A 19,901-nucleotide genomic window follows, 5' to 3' on the forward strand; every position below is an offset into this window, starting at 1 on the left:
TGGATGGTACCTCCGGCGGGGCGGAGGCGGTGGGACGTCCGAGCCCTGTGGCCACGGCTACGCGGACAGCGGCCCCGCGCCCGGGCCGGGCGGTGTCCCGTCCTCGGCCGCCGCCAACGCGCCGCGGGCCGCTAGGAGTTCGCGGAGCCGCTGGTGGGGGAGTGCGGGGGAGCGGTGGCCGTCGCGGCCGGTCGTCTCCTCGGCGGTGACCAGGGCGTTCAGCACCGCCTCCTCCACGGCCTGGACGACGGCCTCGTAGAAGGGGTCGATCCGGCCCCAGGGGATGAACCGCAGGGTGTCGTAGTCGGTGTCGCCGGGCTCGCCCCGGGGGAAGGAGCTGCCCAGCGCGCCCGGGTTGGCGGTGGAGAAGGCGAGGAAGACGTCGCCGGAGAAGTGGCCCCCGCTGGTGCCGGTCCGGGCCAGGCCCAGCGGCACCCGGCGGGCCAGCGCCTTGCACTGGCCGGGCAGCAGCGGCGCGTCCGTGCCGATCACGACGATCACCGAGCCGGCCCCGCCGGGGGCGAACCAGTCGTCGTCCTCCATCGGGTTGTCCGCCGACAGCTCCCGCCCGACCGGGACGCCGCAGACCACGAGTTCGCGCCGGTCGCCGAAGTTGGCCTGGACGAAGGCGCCCACGGTGTAGTCGGCGGAGCCGTAGCGGACGACCCGGCTGGCGGTGCCGGAACCGCCCTTGAAGCCGTAGCAGTTCATCCCGGTGCCGCCGCCGACGCAGCCCTCCTCGACCGGCCCGGCCGCCGCCGACTCGATCGCGGCGATCGCGTGCTCGGCGCCGACGTGCGGTCCGTTGATGTCGTTGAGGTAGCCGTCCCAGGTCTCGGCGACCACCGGCAGCAGCCACTGCCGGGCCAGGTCGGGCCGGTGGGCGGCGGTCCAGTCGACGACGCCCCGGTGCACGGTGCCGACGGCGTGGGTGTTGGTCACCATGACCGGGCCGTTGAGCGCGCCGGTCTCCTCGATCCAGGTCGTCCCGGTCATCTCGCCGTTGCCGTTCAGCGCGTACCAGCCGGCCGCGCACGGCGTGCCCACGCCCTCGCGTCCGCGCGGGAGCACCGCGGTGACGCCGGTGCGGACGTGCTCGCCCTCGACGAGCGTGGTGTAGCCGATCCGCACGCCGGGGACGTCGGTCAGGGCGTTGGCGGGGCCGGGGGTGCCGTCCAGGAGCAGGCCGAGGGCGCGGGCCCGGGGGCGTCCGGACGGGGTGGAGAGCGTGGTCATGTGGATCCTTCCTCGCGGGGCAGGGGCAGGGACTGGGGCGCGGGAGGTCAGTCGCGGGGGCGCGCGGCCGGGCCGTCCACCGCCCGGTCGGGGCGCAGGTCCAGGCAGCCGGTCGCCGTCCGGGCGTAGCCGAGCAGCAGCTCCAGCGAGCGCTCGGGCGTGAGCGAGGCGTTGCGGGAGACGATGTGCAGGCCGTAGCCGTCCTCCAGGACGACCAGGTTGGCGGCGAGGTCGAGGGCCGGCCCGGTGGGCTCGAAGTGGCCCTGGGTCCGGCCGATCTCCAGGATGCTGGCGTAGAGGGCGACCTGACGGTCGAACAGGCTCTGCGCGAGTGCGGAGTAGACCGGGTTGTCGTGCGTGGCCGAGCTGAACTCGTACAGCACCAGGGCGAGTTCGTCGTCCGGGCCGTCCGGGAGGCCGAGCCGGGCGCAGGCCACGAGCTTGTCGCGGGCGTCCGGCAGCGCGGCCGCGACGGCGCTGCGGCTGGTGAAGAAGCGGTCGGCGGCGCGCTGGTAGACCTGCTGGAGCAGCTCGCCGATGTCGCTGAAGTAGTAGCTGACCGAGCCCCGGGCGACGCCGGCGGCGTCCGCGATGTCGGCGACGCGCAGCTGCGCCAGGCCGTGCCGTCCGACGGCCTCGGTGGCCGCGAGGACCAGCTGTTCGCGGCGGGCGGCCTGGTTCTTTGCTCGGGCCATCGCATTCCTTGTCACTGATGTCGGATCACGTCGTACCTCTTGACGTGGAACTATCGCAGAACTTTGACTTCTGTGCCAAAGAACTCCGACGAAGTTTCATGGACTCGGAAGGAGCACGATGGCCGATCCCCGCGCCACGGACCCCGCCGCCACCGACCCCGCCACTGCCGCCGCCGGCCCCACCGCCTCGGGCTCCGCGCCGTCGGCCGGCTACGCCCAGGACCTCTCCCGCTCGCTCAGCCTGCGCGAGAACATGCTGATCACCCTCTCCTCGGTGACCCCGGCCTCCAGCGTGTTCATCGTGATGCCGGCGGTGATCCGGGGCCTCGGCGGCGCGGCGGCCGTGGCCTTCGCCCTCGCGGCGGCGGTCGGCGTGCTGATGGCGCTCTGCTACGCGGAGCTGTCCAGCGCCTTCCCGGTCACCGGGGGCGAGTACGCCTTCGCGGCGCGCACCCTCGGTCGGTCCACCGGGTTCGCGCTGTTCGCGCTCAGCCTGCTCGGCGGGGTGCTGGTCACCGCCGTCATCGCCCTCGGCACCGGCGGCTACCTGGGCGTGCTCTGGAGCGCGCTGGACGGGAAGGGGACCGGGCTGGCGGTGATCGCGCTGGCCTCGCTGGTCGCGGTGCTCGACATCCGCACCAACGCCTGGGTCACCGGGGTCTTCCTGCTCCTGGAACTGGCGGCGGTCGCGGTGCTGGCCGTGCTCGGCTTCGTCCACGTCGACCAGCCGGTCTCGGTGCTGTGGACCCCGCAGGCGCTCGGCAGCGCCGGCGGCGACGTGCTGGTCGGGGCGTCCTGGGGGCTGGTCGCCTCGTTCACGACCACCGCGATCTTCGCCTACAACGGCTACGGCACCGCCGTGTACTTCGCGGAGGAGACCAGGCGGGCGTCCTCGATCGGCCGGGTGGTGCTCTGGTCGCTGGGGATCACCGTCGCCGCCGAGTGCCTGCCGCTGGTCGGGGTGCTGCTGGGCACGCCGAGCATGAGCGGACTGATGTCGGCGGCCTCACCGATGAGCTACTTCCTGCTGGAGCGGGCCGGTTCCACCGTCAACACGGTGGTCAGCCTGGGCATCGCCGTCGCCGTCGTCAACGCGGTCATCGCGATCATGCTGCAGAGCGGACGGCTGCTCTTCTCCTCGGCCCGCGACCGGGCCTGGCCGGACCGGGTCGGCGCCCCGCTCGCCTCCGTTCACCCCCGGCTGCGCACGCCCCTCGCGGCGACCCTGACCATGGGCGTGGCCACGCTGCTGGTCGGCTGGCTCGTCTCGCTCGACACGCTGATCCTGGCCACCGGCTCGACCCTGGTCGTGGTCTACGTCCTGGTCGCGCTGTCGGCGCTGTCCGGCCGGATCAGGGGGACCACCGCCACGGCCCCCTACCGGATGCGCGGCTGGCCGTACGTCCCGCTGGGCGTCGTCGCGATCATGCTCTACGTCGGCTACGAGTCGGTGCGGGCCGACTGGCGCCCGATCGCCATCGCGGTCGGGATGACGGCCGTCGGCTACGCCTACTACTACGCCTACCTCCACCCCCGCCGCGCCGACCGCTGGACCATGCCCGACCCGGTCCGGGAGGAGGACGGCGGCGCCACCGGCTGAGGCCCCGGGTGGCTTCCGCCGGGACCGGGGCCGGGACCAGGCCCGGGGAACGCGGCAGCGCCGCCGAGGCCCTCCGCGGTGACGTACCGCGGAGGGCCCGTGCGGGTTCAGCAGCCCAGGTGGTCGCCCGGCACGGTGCCGAGCAGCTGGGTGAAGCGCTGGTAGGCGTCGATCCGGCTCTGCACCTGCGCGGGGTTGCCGCCGTTGCACTCCAGCGAGCCGTTGATGCTGCGGATCGTCTCGCCGAAGCCGTAGCCGTTGACGATCGCGTTGTGCGGGGTCATGGTGCCCGGCCCGTTCTGGGTGTTCCAGTACCAGAGCGCGGTCTTCCAGGCGACGGCCGGGTCGGTCTGCACCAGGTTGGGGTTGCGCAGCAGGTCGATGCCGAGGGCGTCGCCGGCCGCCTTGTAGTTGAAGTTCCAGCTCAGCTGGATCGGGCCGCGCCCGTAGTACGCGGCCTGCCCGGCCGGGCAGCCGTACGGCTGCGAAGTGTCGCAGTAGTGGGGGTAGTTGGCGGTGTTCTGCTCGACCACGTAGACCAGGGCGCCGGTCTCGTGGTTGACGTTGGCCAGGAAGGCCGCGGCCTCCTGCCTGCGGACGGTGTCGCTGCCGGTGGCGGCGAAGGCGGGGTAGGCGGCGAGGGCGTCGATCAGGCCCTGGTAGGTGTAGAAGGCGTTCCGGTTCGGGAACATCTGGTTGAACTGGGCCTGGCTGACCGGGAATCCGCCCGGGTTCGGGGTGCCGGTGGACGTCGGCGTGGCGGTCGGGCTCGGGCCGGTGCCGCAGCCGCCCTGGTCGGACCAGACGCCGGAGCCGCCGGTGCTGGGCGGCTCGTTCTGGGTCCACCACTTGGCGAGCCAGTTGTGGCCGTTGTAGGAGACGGCGGCGCCGCCGGTGTAGACGGCCGAGGAGCTCCAGGGCGTGGCGCAGACGGCGGCGCTGGCGTTGGTCGCGGGCAGCAGCAGGAGCACCGTCAGCGCCGTGGCGACGGCGGAGAGCAGTGCGAGCAGGCGTTTCGTAGACACTTGATCACCCCTTGTGCGGTGTGGGGCCGCAGGGTCGTGGAGGTAGGGACGTCGGGGCAGGGGAGCCGGGCCCCGCGGGGTGGGGGCACGTCGTGGGGGACGGGCCGACAGGGGTGCGGGCCGGTGCGGGGCTGCCCCAGACTCAAGCGGAGTGGTCTATACCTGTCAAGGGGTTCCGGGCAAAAGACGCCCCCGCGAGCGGCGCGGTGGGCGGCGCCGGGGCGGTGGGGCGTGCGGAGGCCGGCCCGGGTGGTCACAGGTCCGCGAGGTCCGCGAGGTTGGCGATCAGGTCGGCGAGTCCGGCGTCCAGCGGGATCAGCGGGCGCCATCCGGTCGCGGCGCGGAACCGCGAGGAGTCCGCGACGGTGCTCCGCAGGTCGGTCGGCAGCGCGTGCTCCGGCGGGGGGACGGAGACCACCGGCACGGCGGGACGGCCGGTCCGCACCGCGACGCCGTCGGCGATCGCCCGGAAGACCCGCCCGAGCGGCTCCCCGTGCCCGGTGCCGAGCACCCAGTGCCGGCCGGCGACCGCGTCGGGCCGGTCCAGGGCGGCCAGGAAGGCCCGCCCGGTGTCGTCGACGTGGAGCAGGTCGCGCCGCACGGAGCCGTCGTGCCACATCGTCAGCGGCTCCCCGGCCAGGGCGCGGCGCACCATCGTCGCCAGCACCCCCCGGTCGCCCCGCCCCGCCGGTGCGCCGCGGCCGTAGACCGTCGGCAGCCGCAGACAGGCGCCGCGCACCGCGCCCTCGGCCGTGGCGGCCAGCAACTCCCGTTCCGCCGCCGCCTTCTGGCGGTCGTACGGGCTGGCCGGGGCGTCCGGCGCGGACTCGTCGACCGGGATCGGCGCGTCCGGCCCGGCCTGCGAGGTCGAACCGGCGAACAGGACGACCACGGGGGCGCCGCCGCGCCGTGCGCGCTCCTGCCGGAGGGCCGGCAGGAGCGAGCTCATCACGCCGGCGTTGGTCCGCCCCAGCGCCTCCTCGGGCTGGCCGGCGCCGCGCCACCCCGCGCGGTGCGAGACCAGGTGGACGACCGCGTCGGATCCGGCGACGGCGGCCCGGAGGGCCTCGGGGTCCGTCACGTCGGCGGCGACCACCTCGACCTCGGCCCGCCCGGCGGGCGGCACGGCGACCGCCCCCCGGGCCACCGCACGCAGCCGGAGCGGCCGCCCGGCGAGCGCCCCGAGGACGACGGAGCCGACGAAGCCCGAGGCGCCCAGCACGGTGACGCGGGGGCGGCGCGCCGCCGCGGCGGGGCCGCTCACGCCGTGTCGGCCGGCGGCCGGGCCGTGCCGACTCCCGCGTCGGACCGCCGGTACAGCGCCTGCCAGTAGTAGCTCCACGGGACGGCCCCGCCGTCGGCGACGGTCTCCCAGCGCGGCCCGGGGCGGTAGGACGAGAGGAACTTCGGCGCCAGCGCCTCGACGGCGCGGCTGTCGTGGATGTCGAGGACGTCCCGCAGCAGCCCGGTCGCCAGGGCCATCCGGACGACCTCCTCGCCCTGGGCGTGGTTGTCCAGCTCCTTCTCCAGGTACTTGCCGACCGGGTTGTTCACGTAGAGCGCCGCGCACCGGCGGTCGACCAGGTCGAGGTAGTTGAGCACCGTCCCGGGCGGCATCTCCGCGAACGAGTCGATGTTGAGGCAGAGTTCGAAGCGGCTCCCGCCGAGGGCCCGGTCCAGGTCGTCCGTGTCGTCGACCGGGACGAACCTGACGCGCGCGAAGTCCTCGGGGGCGAGCACCCTGCCGAGGTACGCCCGCGACAGCGAGAGCACGCGGGCCAGGTCGACGATGCAGTACTCCTCGACGCGGTGGTTGGCGAAGATCGCGTGGCAGGTCCGGCCGTAGCCGGCGCCGATCTCCAGGACGCGGGCGCCGTCCAGCGGGAGGTGGCGGGAGATGAAGTCCAGTTCGTGGACGGCGAGCAGGTAGTCCATGCAGACCCGGTCGCCGTCGTGGGTCACGGTGATGGGCGAGCCGAGTTCGCGGCCGCGGATCCGGCGCAGGCGGGACCGGTTCTCCGGCGTGAGCCGCGTGGCGAGTTCGAAGATGAGCGCCTTGAGGTAGCGGACGCCGTTGACCTGCGGATCCCAGAGGGCGAGCTTGAAGTTCACCGGCTCGGACTTGAAGGATCCGAGCTCGGCCACGCCCTGCTCGGTCACCTTGACGGAGTTGTTGTATTCCCACAGTGCGCTGGGGGCGTACCTGTCATCCATGGCTGCCGATGCTAGGAGGACCGGCCGACGGGGGCTTCCTCGATCGTGCTGTTCCCGGCCGGCCCGGCCGTCCGCCGCCCCCGCCGCCCCGAACACAGCACTCCGCGAGAAGTGCGGCCGTCCGCCGCGGTGCCAGAATCACCGGGATTCGTCCGAGCTCGGAGGGCCCGTTGCGCGTACTGTTCGTCACCGCACCGTTCCGCTCGCACCTCTACGTGCAGACGCCGCTCGCCTGGGCGCTGCGCACGGCCGGCCACGAGGTCCGGGTCGCCTGCTCGCCCCGCCTGACCGAGGACGTGGTCCGCACCGGGCTCACGCCCGTGCCGATCGGCGAGGAGGTCGACCTCGGGGACCTGATGGCGCGGTCGGAGCCGGAGCGCGCCCCGGCGGCGCCGGCCGGGGGCCGGAAGTCGCACCAGAGCGACTACCCCCTCGGCGACCCGACCGCCGAGCTGGCCTCCAACGCGGCCGGCTGGCGGACGCTTTTCAACCCCGACTCGTCCTTCGACGACCTGGTCGCGTTCGCCGAGCTGTGGCGCCCCGACCTCGTCGTCTCCGACACCTTCGTCCTCTCGGGCGCGCCCGCCGCCCGCCGGGTCGGGGCGGCGCACGCCCGCATGCTGTTCGGCGCGGACGGGCTCGGCCAGCTGCGCACGGCCTGCCGCGCGCAGTGGCGGGCGCAGGGCTCCGACTGGGACGGCGTCGATCCGCTGCGGGAGTGGCTGGAGCCGGTGTTCGGCCGGTTCGGCGTGGAGTTCGACGAGGAGGCGGTCCTCGGGCAGTGGACGGTCTTCCCGATGCCCACCTGGGTCTGGCGTCCGGCCGGGATCCCGTACGTCCCGATGCGGCACGTCCCGTTCAACGGCCCGAGCACCACGCCGTCCTGGGTGTACCGGCGCCCTGAGCGGCGGCGGGTCTGCTTCACCCTCGGACTGGCGCACCGGGAGGGCCGCGGCCACGGGGTGTCCGCCTCGCCGCGCGAGGTCTTCGAGGCCATCGCGGACCTCGACGTCGAGGTGGTCGCGACCCTCGCCCCCGGTCAACTCCCGCCGGGGCTCCGCGTTCCCGACAACGTGCGGGTGGTCGACTTCGTCCCGCTCAACGACCTCCTGCCCACCTGCGCGGCCGTCATCCACAGCGGCGGGGCGGGGGCCTTCGCGGCCGCCGTCGAACACGCCGTCCCGCAGCTGATCGTGCCCAACGTGTACTGGAGCGAGAAGTGGTGGGGGCCGGTGGCGATGGCCTCCGGGCTGGAGGAGCAGGGCGCCGGCCGCTACGTCGCCGACGCCGACGGGCTGACCGGCGAGCTGCTCCGCTCCGAGCTGCGGCGGGTCCTGGAGGACCCGGCCTTCCGGGAGGGCGCCGCGCGGGTGTCCGAGCAGTCGGCCGCCCTGCCGAGCCCGCACGACCTCGTCCCGGTCCTGGAGGGGCTCACCGCCAAGCACCGCTACCCGGCCTGACCCCCGCACCGGTCCGCCGGGCCGCCGCGGACCGCACCGCCCCGGGGCCGCCGGCTCACCGCAGGGCCGGGCCGCCCCGGGACCCGCCCGGCTGACGGACCCGCTCCGCCTGCGCCAGCAGGTAGCGCCGCTCGGGGTCGCTCTCGGTGCGCCGCGCCGCGGCCTCGTAGGCGGCCCCGGCCTCGGCGGGGCGGTCCGCGAGTTCCAGCAGATGGGCCCGGACGGTGTCGACCCGGTGGTTCTGCGCCAGCGCGGGGTCGTCCGCGACCTCGGCGAGCACCTCCAGCCCGGCGAGCGGGCCGTGGACCATGGCCGTCGCCACCGAACGGCTGAGCGTGACCACCGGGCTCGGCGCGATGCGCTCCAGGATGCGGTACAGCATCAGGATCTGCGGCCAGTCCGTCTCCGCGACGCCGGGCGCCTCCGCGTGCAGGGCGGCGATCGCGGCCTGCAACCGGTACGGGCCGGGCCCGAAGCGTTCGAGGGTCCGGGCCACCAGGGCGACCCCCTCCGCGATCGCGTCCCGGTCCCACCGGGTGCGGTCCTGGTCGGCGAGCGGGACGAGCGCGCCGTCCGGTGCGGAGCGGGCGTCCCGCCGGGCCTCGGTCAGCAGCATCAGCGCGAGCAGCCCCGCCACCTCGCCCTCCTGCGGCAGGGCGCGGTGCAGGTCGCGGACCAGGCGCAGCGCCCACGCCGTCAGGTCCGGGCGCACCACGTTCGACCCGCTGGACGCGGTGTGCCCCTCGTTGAAGATCAGGTACAGCACCTGGAGGACCACCTGCACCCGCGCGGCGCCCTCCTCGCCGACGGGCATCCGGAACCCGCCCCCGACCTCCTTCACCCGCTGCTTCGCCCGCCGGATCCGCTGGCTCATGGTGGCCTCCGGCACCAGGAAGGCACGGGCGATCTCCGCGGTGGTCAGCCCGCCGACCGCACGGAGCGTCAGCGCGGCCTGGGCCTGCGGCGAGAGCTCGGGGTGGCAGCAGAGGAACAGCAGGCGCAGGGTGTCGTCGGTGTCGCCCGGGCCGGCCTCGTCGGCCGGGGGGACGGCCGGCTCGCCGGCGGCCGACCGGGCCACCACCACGGCCTCGCGCCGGTGCCGGGCGCTCTCGCTGCGGATCACGTCCTGGAGGCGGCGGGTGGCGACGGTGAGGAGCCAGGCGACCGGGTTGTCCGGCACCCCGTCCCTCGGCCACTGCACGACCGCGGCGAGCTGCGCCTCCTGCATGGCGTCCTCGCAGTGGTCGAACTGCGTGGGGTGGCGGCGGGTGAGCAGGCCGAGCGCGCGCGGCGCCGACCGGCGCAGCAGTTCCTCGACGACGACCGCCACCCGGACCTCCCCAGCGTTGCGGTCCAGGCTAGCCGATCACCGCCCTCCGGACCCGGCCCGCCGGCACTCCCGGTAGTCGGGCAGCAGCCCGGCGGAGCGGGCCTCGGCGAGCGACGGCGCGTCCCGGTCGCGCGGCGAGAGGAGCGTCCGGGACGCCTCGGGGACGGGCAGGGCCAGCGCGGGGTCGAACGGCGACAGCGCCAGCTCGTTGCGCGGGACGTACTCCCGTGACAGCAGGTAGGACACGACGGTGTCGTCCTCCAGCGCGAGGAACAGGTGCCCCACGCCCACGGGCAGGTACACGGCGCGGTACCGGTCCGAGCCGAGCTCGACGGAGTCCCACCGCCCGAAGGTCGGGGACCCGACCCGCAGGTCGACGACGACGTCCAGGGCCCGCCCGCGCGGGCACGTCACGTACTTCTCGCAGCCGGGCGGGGTGGCCGTGTAGTGCACCCCGCGGAGCACCCCGCTCCGCGACCGGCTGTGGCTGGCCTGTCGGACGGCGAACAGCGTCCTCCCGGTGGCCGCGCGGAAGTCCGCCTCCTGGTAGCCGGACAGGAACTCCCCCCGGTCGTCGGGGAAGACGCGCGGGGTGAACTCCAGCGCGCCCTCGACCGCCAACTCCCGTACGTCCATGGCACTCCTCTCCTCGCGGGCCGGCCGGGGAAGGCCGTTCCCCGGCCGGGCGGGCCGCGGTCAGTCGACGCGTACCTCGGGGACGTAGCGGATCCACCGGCCGCCGGCCTCGCGGAAACCGGTCTCCTTGGCCATGATCTCGTCCGCGTGGTTCCAGGCGAAGAGCAGCGCACAGTCCGGGTACGGGTCGGCGAACGCCTCGGCGGGGCGCACCGGGATGTGCGTTCCGGGGGTCAGGCGGCCCTGCTTGGCCGGGGTGGTGTCGCAGACGAAGGAGACCAGGTCGGGGCCGATGCCGCAGTAGTTGGCGACCGTCGCGCTCTTGGCGGTCGCGCCGTAGGCCACCACGGTGCGGCCCTCGTCGCGGAGCCGGGTGAGCAGTGCGAGCAGGTCGTCCCGGACCGCCGCCACGGCGTCGGCGAAGCCGCGCAGGGTGTCCGGGGCCGCGAGCCGCCGCTCCTGCTCGTGGGCGAGCAGCTCGCCCACGGCCGGCGAGGGGCGCCGGGTGCCGGGCCGGGCGAGGGTGTACCTGATCTCCCCGCCGTGCACCGGCAGTCGGCGGACGTCGACGAGCTCGAAGCCGAAGCGTTCGGCCATCGCGTGGACGGAGCGCGCGGTGAAGAGGTAGAAGTGCTCGTCGTAGATCTGGTCGAAGGAGGTCTTCTCGACGACGTCGCCGAAGTACGGGTCCTCGAAGACGAAGACGCCGTCGGGTGCGAGCAGTGCGTCGACGCCGCGGAAGACGGACTCCAGGTAGGGGATGTGACAGATGGTGTTGGCCGCGTAGATCACGTCGGCGGGCCCCTCCGCGCGCCGGACGTCGGCGGCGGTCGCCTCCTCGAAGAAGTCGCCGCGCACCCGCACGCCGGCTGCGCGCGCGACCTCGGCGACCTTGCGGGAGGGTTCGAAGCCGAGGTGGCGGACGCCGGCCTCGCCGACGGTCCGGAGCATCACCCCGTCGTTGCAGCCGATCTCGACGGCGAACGCGCCGTCGCGGGCCAGTTCCGAGGCCAGGAACCCGCCGGCGGTGCGGGCGAAGTGCTCGCGCATCACGGCCGACCCGGAGGAGTAGTACGGGTAGTCCTCGTGGAACATCCGCTCCCTGGGCACCTCGTCGACCAGCTGCACCATGGTGCAGGCGGTGCAGCGGGCGACCCGGAGCCGGTAGAAGAACTCGTCGGCGACGGGCGTCCGCGCCGGGAAGGCGTCGGAGAGCGGTTGGCGGCCGAGGTCGAGGAACTCCTCTGTCGCCGCGCCGCAGATCCGGCACGGGTGCGGTGGGGCGGGCGGGGCGGGCGGCGCGGTGTCGATCCGGTCGGTCATCGTCGGGCCTCCATCGTCATCGTCGTCGGCACGGCTGCGGGCGCGGGGGAGCGGGAGGTCAGAGCCCGGCCAGGACCTCGCGCAGGGCCTCGATCACCCGGTCCTGGAGGTCCGGGGGCAGCGAGGGGTACATCGGCAGCGAGAAGATCTCGCCGGCGAGCCGCTCGGTCACGGGCAGCGCGCCCTCGCCCACGCCGAGGTGGCGGAACCCCTTCATGGTGTGGACGGGCCACGGGTAGCTGATGTTCAGGGCGATGTCGTGCCGGAGCAGTTCCTTCAGGACGAGGTCGCGCCGCGGGTGGCGCACCACGTAGAGGTAGTGGACGTGCTCGTTGCCGGGCGTGGTCCGGGGCAGCACCAGGCCGTCGGGGGCGGCGAGGTCGGAGAGCGCCTCCTCGTACCGGCGCGCCACGCTCCGGCGGCCCTCGATGTACGCGTCCAGGCGGGTCAGTTTGCGCCGGAGGATCTCGGCCTGCACCTCGTCCAGCCGGCTGTTGTGGCCGGGGGTGTCGACGACGTAGTAGGTCTCCTCCATCCCGTAGTAGCGCAGCCGCCGCAGCGCGCGGTCGGTGTCCGGGTCGCGGGTGACCACGGCCCCGCCGTCGCCGTACGCGCCCAGCACCTTGGTCGGGTAGAACGAGAAGGCGCCGGCGTCGCCCATGGTGCCGGCCGTCCGGCCGCGGTGGCGTGCCCCGTGCGCCTGGGCGCAGTCCTCCAGGACCGCCAGGCCGTGGTCGCGCGCCACCCGGAGCACCGCGTCCATGTCGACGCACTGGCCGTAGAGGTGGACGGGGACGATCGCCCTGGTGCGGTCGGTGACGGCCGCCGCGAGCAGGTCGGTGTCCATCAGGTAGTCGTCCTCGCGCACGTCGACGAAGACGGGCACCGCCCCCACGGCGTCGATCGCGACCACGGTCGGGGCGGCCGTGTTGGACACCGTGACGACCTCGTCGCCCGGCCCGACGCCGAGCGCCTCCAGCCCGAGGACGATGGCGTTGGTGCCGTTGTCGACCCCGACGCAGTGGTCCAGCCCGTGCCAGGCGGCGAACTCCGCCTCGAAGCCGCGCACGCTCGCGCCGAGCACCAGCTGCCCGGAGCCGAACACCGTCTCGACGGCGTCGAGCAGGTCCTCGCGTTCGTTCCGGTACTCCGGAAGGTAGTCCCATACCCGCGTTGTCATCTGCGCCCTCCTCGGTGGGTCAGCGCCGCCCGGCGGGGCGGGCGGCGCGGGTGCTCATGTAGTCGTCGTCCCGGTCGATGCGCAGCGCCCGCGCGCTGAGGTGGTCGACGGCGTCGGGGTAGGTGTAGGGCTGCATGAACCACCCGGCCCGGACGTCCCGGTAGAGCCGGGCCAGGCTCGAACTCCCGGCGTACGAGGCGCCGCCGACGATGGTGAGGCAGTCGTTGACGATGTCGGGCGCGAGCCGGTTGAGCGTCAGCTTCGCGCACTGGAACGCCGTCATCATCCGGGGGCCGCGCACCGCCGGATCGGGCACGCCGGCGGTCAGCGCGTCGGCCTCGGCCAGGGCCGCGGCGGTGGTGGCGCGCGCCGCGTACAGACGGGCCTCGACCTCGGCGACGAGCGTGCGGACGGCGGCGGGCGCGCCGGGGCGCTCCCGCTGCCACTCCACGGCGGCGTCGCGCGCGGCCCGGGCGACGCCCAGGTAGATGCCGAGCATGGTGATCGAGCTGACGGTCTGCCCGGCCAGCGCGGCGTCGCCGCGTTCCCCGACCGGGCCCCGCACCAGCACGTCGGCGTCCGGTACGGGGCACCGGTCGAAGGCGATGTCCCAGGTGCCGGAGGCGCGCATCCCGAGGCCGTCCCAGGTGTCCAGGACGGTCAGGCCGGGGGTGCCGAGGGCGACGAGGGGCGCCGCGAGGCAGGTGCGGCCGTCCGCCTCGACCAGGGCGTAGGCGAAGAAGTGGGTGGCCACCGGGGCCATGCTCACCAGCGTCTTGCGGCCGGAGAGCAGCCAGCCGCCGGAGCCGTCCGGCTCCAGCCGCGTCACGGTGCCCGGGGGGTCCTTGACGGCGCCGCACACCCGCGCCTCGCCGGTCGCCATGGCGCGCAGCACCCGCTCGGCGAGCGCCGCGGCCTCCGGCTTGCCGTTGCGCCACTCGTACGCCAGCGTCAGGCCCCGGCTGAACTGGACGTGCAGGGCGAGCGCCGTCGAGGCGTCGGCCCGGGCCACCTCCTGGAGCGCCAGGGCGACGTCGTGGAGGCGGTCCACGCCGAGCCCGCCGAGCTCCGCCGGGACGGTGCCCCCGAGCACGCCGGCGCGTGCGAAGCGTTCGAAGACCTCGACCGGGAAGGTGCCGGTCCGGTCCCGTACGTCGGCGTCGGCGCGGATCGCCGGCACCTGCTCGGAGACGAGGCCGAGCAGCCTGCGGCCCGCCTCGCTGACCGGCGCGGACAGGTCCGGGCGCGCGGCCTCGTTCGCGGCCTCCGTCAGCACAGTTCGCCTCCCGTTTCGTTCCGGCCGGGCATCGCGCTCGCACCGGCGGTTCAGAGGTACTGGGTGTTCGGTGCCTGGCCGCACAGCAGCCGGCCGTAGAGTTCGAGGTTGGTGTTCGGGTGCATGACGGCGTGCAGGTGGAGGGTCCGGACGTCCCGCTCGATCCGCTGGATCGGCACGTCCAGGTAGACCGAGGACGCCCCGCTCGCGGTGGCCAGGATGTCCACCGCCTCCTTGACGCGCGCGCAGACCGCGCCGGTCTCCAGGCGGGCCAGGGCGCGTTCCTCCAGCGTCCAGGGCTCGGCGGCGGCGTTCTTCGCGTCGACGAGGTCCGCGAGGCGGTAGCAGTGGAACTCCGCCTCGTCGATCTTCACCGCGGCCTCCGCGACCTGGAGGTGGGTCAGCGGCGCCTCGCGCTGGTCGGTGTAGTCGGTGTAGGTGATCCGCCGGTCGGGGAGGCGCTCGAAGAAGGCGTCCTTCGCGGCGATCGCGAGGCCGAGGGCGGTCGCGCTCACCGTCGCGCAGGCCGTCGGCATGATCGGGGCCCGGTAGATCTCCGAGCCGGCGTTGCTGCCCGCCCCGCCGCCGCCGATCATGACCGGCTCCATCGGGATGTAGCGCTCCGCGGGGACGAAGACGTCCCGCGCGACCGTGGTGACGCTGCCGGACCCGCGCAGCCCCACGGTGTGCCAGTCGTCGACCACCTCCAGGTCGGAGACCGGGATCAGCGTCATGATGGGCCGGGGGGCCGCGTCGGGGGTGAGCAGGACCGCCGCGTTGGTGTCCCAGGTGCTGTGCTGGACGCCGCTGTTGAACTTCCAGGAGCCGTTGACGAGGATGCCGCCGTCGACCGGGACGGCGGTGGCCGTCGGGCTGATGATGCCGCTGACCAGGGCGTCCGGGGAGGCGAGGACCCGGTCCTGCACCTCGTCCGGGAAGAGAGCGGCGACCCAGGCGCTGATCGACCAGACGCCGGCCGTCCAGGACGCGGCGCCGTCGGCGCGGGCCAGCTCCACCAGGAGCTCGGCCTGGGTGCGCATGTCGACCTCGAAACCGCCGAGGCGCCTGGGGATCCGGGTGCGGAGCAGGCCGGCGTCCGCCAGGACCGAGACGGTCTCCTTCGACAGGCGCCGGTTCTCGTCGCCCCAGGGCGCGTTGTTCCTCAGGACCGGCGTCACCTCGCGCGCCCGGCGGAGGATCTCGGCGCGGTCGGGGACGGCGGTCGTTGCGGTGGTGTCCGTCATGACGTGCTCTCCCTGGTGAAGGACGGGGCAGCGGAATTCGGGGCATGGCGGGGGCGGGTCCACCGGTCGCGCGGTGGCGGTCCCGCACCCCGTGGACGGCGTCGCGGGGGGATCGGAGCCGGGGGGATCAGAGCCGGACGGCGCGCGTGGTCAGCGCCGAGAGCAGGGTGCGGGCCTGGACGTTCACCCGCCCGCCGCGGGTCACCAGCGCGGAGAGCTGACCAGGCGTCACCCAGCAGTACCCGGGCGGTGGTTGGGACGGCGCCTGCGCTCCGTCCGCCTCCACGATGGCGTAGCGGCTCACCGCGTTCAGGAAGCGGCCGCCCTCCTCGGAGTGGAGGGCCGAGTAGCGGACGCGGGAGGGCGCGGCGTTCTCGACGACGTCCAGGAAGTGGTGGCGGGGCCCGCGGGGGCGGCCGCGGTGGTGCTCCGGGGTGCACTGCACCGTCGGCGCGAGTTCCGCGATCTCCTGGAAGCCGACCTCCACGCCGGCCCGGGCCAGCAGGTGCGGCACGCCCGAGAAGTACCGCAGCACGAAGGCGCTCAGCCCCAGCCGTACGGGTTCGACCAGCGGCTGCGTCCACTGGGCCACCTCGCGGCTGCCCGCCTCGACGGCCACCGCGACCACGCGGAAGTGGCGGTCCGGCACCCGGCGGATCGCGTGCGCGGTCCGCACCCAGCCCCCGGTTTCGCGCAGCGGGACGCGCCGTACCCGCAGCGAGCGGCGGGCCCGCTCCGCGGCCAGCCAGCCCTCGATGTGCTCCACGGAGATCAGCCCGCTCGCTCCCGAGGCGGGGAGGGGGAGGCAGGAGAGCACCGTGCGGGCGTCCATGTTGACGAGGTTGTCGCGGTGCAGCAGTGCGGCGATCCGGTCGAGGGTCAGCCAGCGGAAGTTCTCGGCGACCGGCACCTCCTCGTCGACCAGCACGATCGTGTTCCGGTTGAACTTCCGGTTGAACCAGTCGCCGTGCTCGGACTGCAGCACGTCCGCGACGGGACGCCCCCGGGACGGATCGAGGAAGTACTCCAGGTAGGCGACCGGCGCGCCCTTGTGCACGCCGGTGTAGTTGCTGTGGGTCGCCTGCACGGTGGGGGAGAGCTGGACGATGTTGGGGTTGCCCGGCTCCATCTTCGCCTGCATCAGGTAGTGGCGCACCCCGCCGAAGTCCTTGGCGATGATCCCCAGGATGCCGACCTCGGGCTGGTCGATGATGGGCTGGCGCCAGGTCGGCACCGGGCCGTCGGCCGTCTCCACCTCGACGCCCTGGATCGAGAAGAAGCGCCCGCTGTCGTGCACCAGGTCGCCGGTGTCCGGGGCGAAGGACCACCCGCGGAGCCGGTCGAACGGGATGCGCTCGACCCGGAAGCGGTCGGCCCGCACCCGGGCGGACAGCCAGTGCGCTATCTCGTCGGCCGAGGCGCCCGGACCGCCCCGGCCCGGTGCCGCGGCGGGGCGCCGGGTGAGGGCCGGAAGCCGGGTTCCGATGCCTCCACGAACCGTACCGATGGTGCTCAACTCCACGTCCTTTCAGGGGAATCGGCTGTCACGGGAATCGGCGCGGAGGTCACCCCGGGGGGGGCCGGCCCCGGCCGGGCGGCGCGAACCGCCCGGCCGGAACGCGCTAGGACGGGAGTTCCACCGACATCGCGTGGCGGAAGACGTTCCCGGGGTCATACCGTTTCTTGACCGCCTGCAGCCGGGCGTAGTTGTCCCGGTAGTACAGCGTCGTCCAGGAGACCCCGGAGTCGTTCAGCTTCGGGTCCAGCAGGTCGACGTCGGGGTAGTTGATGTAGCTCCCGGAGTTCCGCTCGTCCGGGAGCGGGACGCCGCCGGTGGCGGCGTAGACGTCGCGGTAGAAGGAGCGGACCCAGTCGAGGTGCTCGGCGCCCGAGCCCCCCTCCCAGTTCCCGGTGGAGTAGACGGCCTTCACGATCGCGTCCCGCTGGGCCGTGGCGGTGGCGTCGGCGGGCAGCGCGTTGACCTGGCCGCCGAACCCGGAGAGGCCGAGGTTCGCGGCCGGGTTGTGGTAGTCGGTGCTGCTCAGGTACCTCCAGATGACCGCTATCTGCTCGTCCGTGTACCCCTTGCGGAGGTCCCCGGCCTTGTGCTTGTAGTTCCCGGACGGCTCGTAGGGCCAGTTCTGCGGGGACATCCAGGGGATGACCTGGTCGGTGTCGATCACGGGCGTGGCGCCGACCCCGGCGGTGAGGAAGTCGACATGGGTGTTCAGTCGCTCCGACGCGCCCGGGAGCGCGTCGTCGATGACGGAGATCAGGCCGAGCATGCCCCCCGAGCGGTGGAAGAGCTGGAGGACCCCCCAGATGTCGCAGGCCGGCGTGCCGGGCTCGCTGTTCCGCTCGTACCAGGTGCCGTAGTTGCGGACCAGCGTGCCGAACGACGCCTCGTCCATGCCGTCCCAGGAGTACATCACCGTCCGCCGGCGCGCGTTGCCGGGGGCCTTCGGCAGCAGGTCCGCCGGCCGGTCGGAGCGCACGCCCCGGCTGCGCAGCCAGAACCGGGTGACGACGCCGAAGCTGCCGCCCCCGCCACCAGCGTGCGCCCACCACAGGTCCCGGTTCGGGTCGCCCTCCTCGCGGGTGGCGACGACGGTGCGGGCCCTGCCCTTCTCGTCGACGACCACCACCTCCACCGCGTACAGGTGGTCCGCCACCAGGCCGTCCCGGCGGGAGAGGTGGCCGTAGCCGCCGCCCGTCAGGTGCCCGCCGATCGCCACGTCCATACAGGCCCCGGCCGGCAGGGTGACACCCCACTCCTTGAAGAGGGTGCGGTAGACGTGCCCGAGCGTGGCGCCCGGACCGATCGCGAAGGCCCGGCGCTCCGGGTCGTGGCGGACCTCGTCCAGCAGCGACAGGTCGATCAGCGTCTCGATCTCCGGAGCGAAGGTGAAGCCCTCGAAGCAGTGGCCGCCGCTGCGCACCCCGATCCGCTTCCCGGCCCGCACCGCCTCCTCGACGACGGCGACGACCTGCTTGGTGCCGTGCACCACGCGCACCGAGTCGGGGCGGCCGACGAACCGTTGGTTGTGGCCGATGGTCAGGCTGCTGTACCTGGTGTCCTCGGGGCGGACGACCGTCCCGTCGGCCCGGGCCGGGGCGAGACCTCCGGGATCCGTCACATCACTCACGTACTACCTCCGGAAACAGTGGGCGGAGTTGTCTCCCCGGCGGCTCTCGGCGAAGCCTCCGCACGTGGGCGCGGACCGGCGCGGTGACCGGGGCGGCCACGCGGCGGCACGTCGAGGCCCGGGGGTTCGTTCGACGAACTCCGTCAGCGTACAGGTGAGTTGACGAACCATGAGATCGATCCGACCGGACCCCGGACGCTGCGGACCCGACCGGTCCCCGACACCGTCCAGCACAGCCGTCCCTCCTCGCCCGTCGCCCCGATCGGCTCCAGACGCATCGTCGTCCGTCGCAGCGGCCCCTGTCTTCTCGTGGATTGCGCAGGAGGGACAGCAAGCCGGGAGGTGCCGTCCGGCCGCTCGGTTTGTGAAGCTGGCGGCCATTCGTCACCCGGGCGGGGAAGGACACCCATGGCTCAGCAGACCGACAGCACCGCCACCGCCGCGCTCCCCGAGTCCGGCCGGCGCCGCGACTCCGGCGGGCGGGACGAGTCCGGCGGAGGGGGCGCGGACGGCGGGCGGGGCGCGGGGCGGGCCTCCGCCCGCCGGTGGGCCGCGCTGCTCGCCCTGCTCGTCGGGCTCTTCCTCGTCGACGAGCTCCCGCCCTACCTGCGCTTCGATCCGGCGAAGGCGCGCATCAACCTGGACCCCCAGGTCCCGTGGCACTACGCGGTCCTGGTGGCGCACATCGCCTTCGGGTCGATCGCGCTGGTCACCGTCGTGCTCCAGCTGTGGCCCGGGCTGCGGCGGACCCGCCCGCGGGTGCACCGGCTCAGCGGCCGGCTCTACGTGTACGCCGGCGCCCTGCCCTGTGCCGTCACCGCGCTGGTGATCATGCCGCTGATGCCCGAGTGGCGCGGCGACATCGGGATCGCGCTCCAGGCGCTGCTGTGGATCGCGACCACGGTGGCCGGGACGGTGGCGGCCCGCCGGCACCGCTGGGCCGAGCACCGCCGGTGGATGCTGCGGAGCTTCGCGCTCGCCGCCGGCGTGCTGTGGGGCCGCGCCATGGTCGACGTCATGGTCCACACGGGAGCGCCCGTCCCGCTCGACTACCTGTTCGAGGTCGCGCGCTGGCTCGGCTGGATGGTCAACCTCGTCCTCGTGCAGCTCTGGCTGGACCGGAAGCCGCGGCGACGGCTCCCGGTGTCCGCCTGAGGGAAGGGCCGCCGGGCCCCTCCGGTCACGCCTCCGGCCCCACCATGGGCCTGATCTCCACCCGGGCCAGCCGGGCGTCGGGAATGCGGGCGGCGATCTCCGCCGCCCGCTCCATGCCGTCGCAGTCGACGATGTCGTAGCCCGCCAGGTGCTCCTTGACCTCGGCGAACGGACCGTCCACGACCTGCACCGCGCCGTTGCGGACCCGCACCGCCCGGCTCCGCTCCGGGGGAGCCAGCACCGAGCCGCCGACCCACTCCCCGGACGCCTCCAGTTCGCCGATCAGCGCCGCGTGCTCGGGGCCGAGCGAGGCCCGCTCCGCCTCCGTGAGCGCCTCCCACACCACCGGGTCGCTGTAGATCAGCAGCATGTACTTCACGC

The 19,901-nt window shown here is 74.1% G+C and carries 17 protein-coding genes; 3 read left to right on the plus strand and 14 right to left on the minus strand.

Going from position 1 to position 19,901, the window contains the following annotated elements; all coding sequences use genetic code 11:
- Positions 1–57 precede the first annotated feature (57 nt).
- Positions 58–1,236 carry a P1 family peptidase gene (locus tag ACFRQN_RS08940; RefSeq protein ID WP_380739346.1) on the minus strand — a complete coding sequence of 393 codons (1,179 nt, stop codon included), beginning with the start codon at positions 1,234–1,236 and terminating at the stop codon, positions 58–60.
- Positions 1,237–1,283: 47 nt separating this feature from the next.
- Positions 1,284–1,931, minus strand: coding sequence for a TetR/AcrR family transcriptional regulator (locus tag ACFRQN_RS08945; protein ID WP_380739348.1), 648 nt, complete (start codon positions 1,929–1,931; stop codon positions 1,284–1,286).
- A gap of 118 nt (positions 1,932–2,049) precedes the next feature.
- Between ACFRQN_RS08945 and ACFRQN_RS08950 the strand changes: the two genes are divergently transcribed.
- On the plus strand, positions 2,050–3,531 hold the full coding sequence (locus tag ACFRQN_RS08950) for an APC family permease (RefSeq protein WP_380739350.1): 1,482 nt from the start codon (positions 2,050–2,052) through the stop codon (positions 3,529–3,531).
- A gap of 107 nt (positions 3,532–3,638) precedes the next feature.
- On the opposite strand, the gene ACFRQN_RS08955 is transcribed toward ACFRQN_RS08950, so the two are convergent.
- The 3 genes from ACFRQN_RS08955 to ACFRQN_RS08965 all read right to left on the minus strand — a co-directional run bounded on the left by ACFRQN_RS08955 (position 3,639) and on the right by ACFRQN_RS08965 (position 6,770).
- The gene (locus ACFRQN_RS08955; protein ID WP_380739352.1) at positions 3,639–4,556 is read right to left on the minus strand and encodes a glycoside hydrolase family 19 protein; all 918 of its coding nucleotides are present in this window, start codon (positions 4,554–4,556) and stop codon (positions 3,639–3,641) included.
- A 253-nt stretch (positions 4,557–4,809) separates the two neighbouring features.
- Complete coding sequence (locus tag ACFRQN_RS08960) at positions 4,810–5,820, minus strand: NAD-dependent epimerase/dehydratase family protein (RefSeq protein ID WP_380739354.1); 1,011 nt, start codon at positions 5,818–5,820, stop codon at positions 4,810–4,812.
- Complete coding sequence (locus ACFRQN_RS08965; RefSeq protein WP_380739356.1) at positions 5,817–6,770, minus strand: putative sugar O-methyltransferase; 954 nt, start codon at positions 6,768–6,770, stop codon at positions 5,817–5,819. The genes ACFRQN_RS08960 and ACFRQN_RS08965 overlap by 4 nt, the downstream gene beginning before the upstream one ends.
- 170 nt (positions 6,771–6,940) lie before the next feature.
- Here ACFRQN_RS08965 and ACFRQN_RS08970 point away from each other — a divergent pair, with 170 nt between their 5' ends.
- Entirely contained in the window at positions 6,941–8,230 is a 1,290-nt protein-coding gene (locus tag ACFRQN_RS08970; RefSeq protein ID WP_380739359.1) for an activator-dependent family glycosyltransferase, read from the plus strand.
- A 55-nt stretch (positions 8,231–8,285) separates the two neighbouring features.
- On the opposite strand, the gene ACFRQN_RS08975 is transcribed toward ACFRQN_RS08970, so the two are convergent.
- The 8 genes from ACFRQN_RS08975 to ACFRQN_RS09010 all read right to left on the minus strand — a co-directional run bounded on the left by ACFRQN_RS08975 (position 8,286) and on the right by ACFRQN_RS09010 (position 18,365).
- Positions 8,286–9,560 (minus strand): RNA polymerase sigma factor, encoded by a 1,275-nt coding sequence (locus ACFRQN_RS08975; RefSeq protein ID WP_380739361.1) that lies wholly within the window; start codon positions 9,558–9,560, stop codon positions 8,286–8,288.
- A gap of 36 nt (positions 9,561–9,596) precedes the next feature.
- A complete protein-coding gene (locus ACFRQN_RS08980; protein ID WP_380739363.1) occupies positions 9,597–10,196 on the minus strand; it encodes a dTDP-4-dehydrorhamnose 3,5-epimerase family protein in 600 nt (199 codons plus the stop codon).
- A gap of 60 nt (positions 10,197–10,256) precedes the next feature.
- Positions 10,257–11,519, minus strand: a complete 1,263-nt coding sequence (locus ACFRQN_RS08985) for a methyltransferase domain-containing protein (protein WP_380739365.1) — start codon at positions 11,517–11,519, stop codon at positions 10,257–10,259.
- A 58-nt stretch (positions 11,520–11,577) separates the two neighbouring features.
- Entirely contained in the window at positions 11,578–12,699 is a 1,122-nt protein-coding gene (locus ACFRQN_RS08990; RefSeq protein ID WP_380739367.1) for a DegT/DnrJ/EryC1/StrS family aminotransferase, read from the minus strand.
- Between the two features lie 19 nt (positions 12,700–12,718).
- Positions 12,719–13,975: an acyl-CoA dehydrogenase family protein gene (locus ACFRQN_RS08995; protein ID WP_049650263.1), complete on the minus strand. Its 1,257-nt coding sequence runs from the start codon at positions 13,973–13,975 to the stop codon at positions 12,719–12,721.
- A gap of 50 nt (positions 13,976–14,025) precedes the next feature.
- The gene (locus tag ACFRQN_RS09000) at positions 14,026–15,219 is read right to left on the minus strand and encodes an acyl-CoA dehydrogenase family protein (protein ID WP_380739369.1); all 1,194 of its coding nucleotides are present in this window, start codon (positions 15,217–15,219) and stop codon (positions 14,026–14,028) included.
- A gap of 127 nt (positions 15,220–15,346) precedes the next feature.
- Positions 15,347–16,735 carry an NDP-hexose 2,3-dehydratase family protein gene (locus tag ACFRQN_RS09005; protein WP_380739371.1) on the minus strand — a complete coding sequence of 463 codons (1,389 nt, stop codon included), beginning with the start codon at positions 16,733–16,735 and terminating at the stop codon, positions 15,347–15,349.
- Between the two features lie 106 nt (positions 16,736–16,841).
- A complete protein-coding gene (locus ACFRQN_RS09010; protein ID WP_380739373.1) occupies positions 16,842–18,365 on the minus strand; it encodes an FAD-binding protein in 1,524 nt (507 codons plus the stop codon).
- A gap of 408 nt (positions 18,366–18,773) precedes the next feature.
- Here ACFRQN_RS09010 and ACFRQN_RS09015 point away from each other — a divergent pair, with 408 nt between their 5' ends.
- Positions 18,774–19,520, plus strand: coding sequence for a DUF2306 domain-containing protein (locus tag ACFRQN_RS09015; RefSeq protein ID WP_074002840.1), 747 nt, complete (start codon positions 18,774–18,776; stop codon positions 19,518–19,520).
- Between the two features lie 25 nt (positions 19,521–19,545).
- Here the strand turns inward: ACFRQN_RS09015 and ACFRQN_RS09020 are convergent, their stop codons facing one another.
- The gene (locus ACFRQN_RS09020) at positions 19,546–19,890 is read right to left on the minus strand and encodes a YciI family protein (RefSeq protein ID WP_234348258.1); all 345 of its coding nucleotides are present in this window, start codon (positions 19,888–19,890) and stop codon (positions 19,546–19,548) included.
- Positions 19,891–19,901: the final 11 nt, after the last annotated feature.

The sequence above is a fragment of the Kitasatospora sp. NPDC056800 genome, from assembly GCF_042789775.1.
GTDB lineage: Bacteria > Actinomycetota > Actinomycetes > Streptomycetales > Streptomycetaceae > Kitasatospora.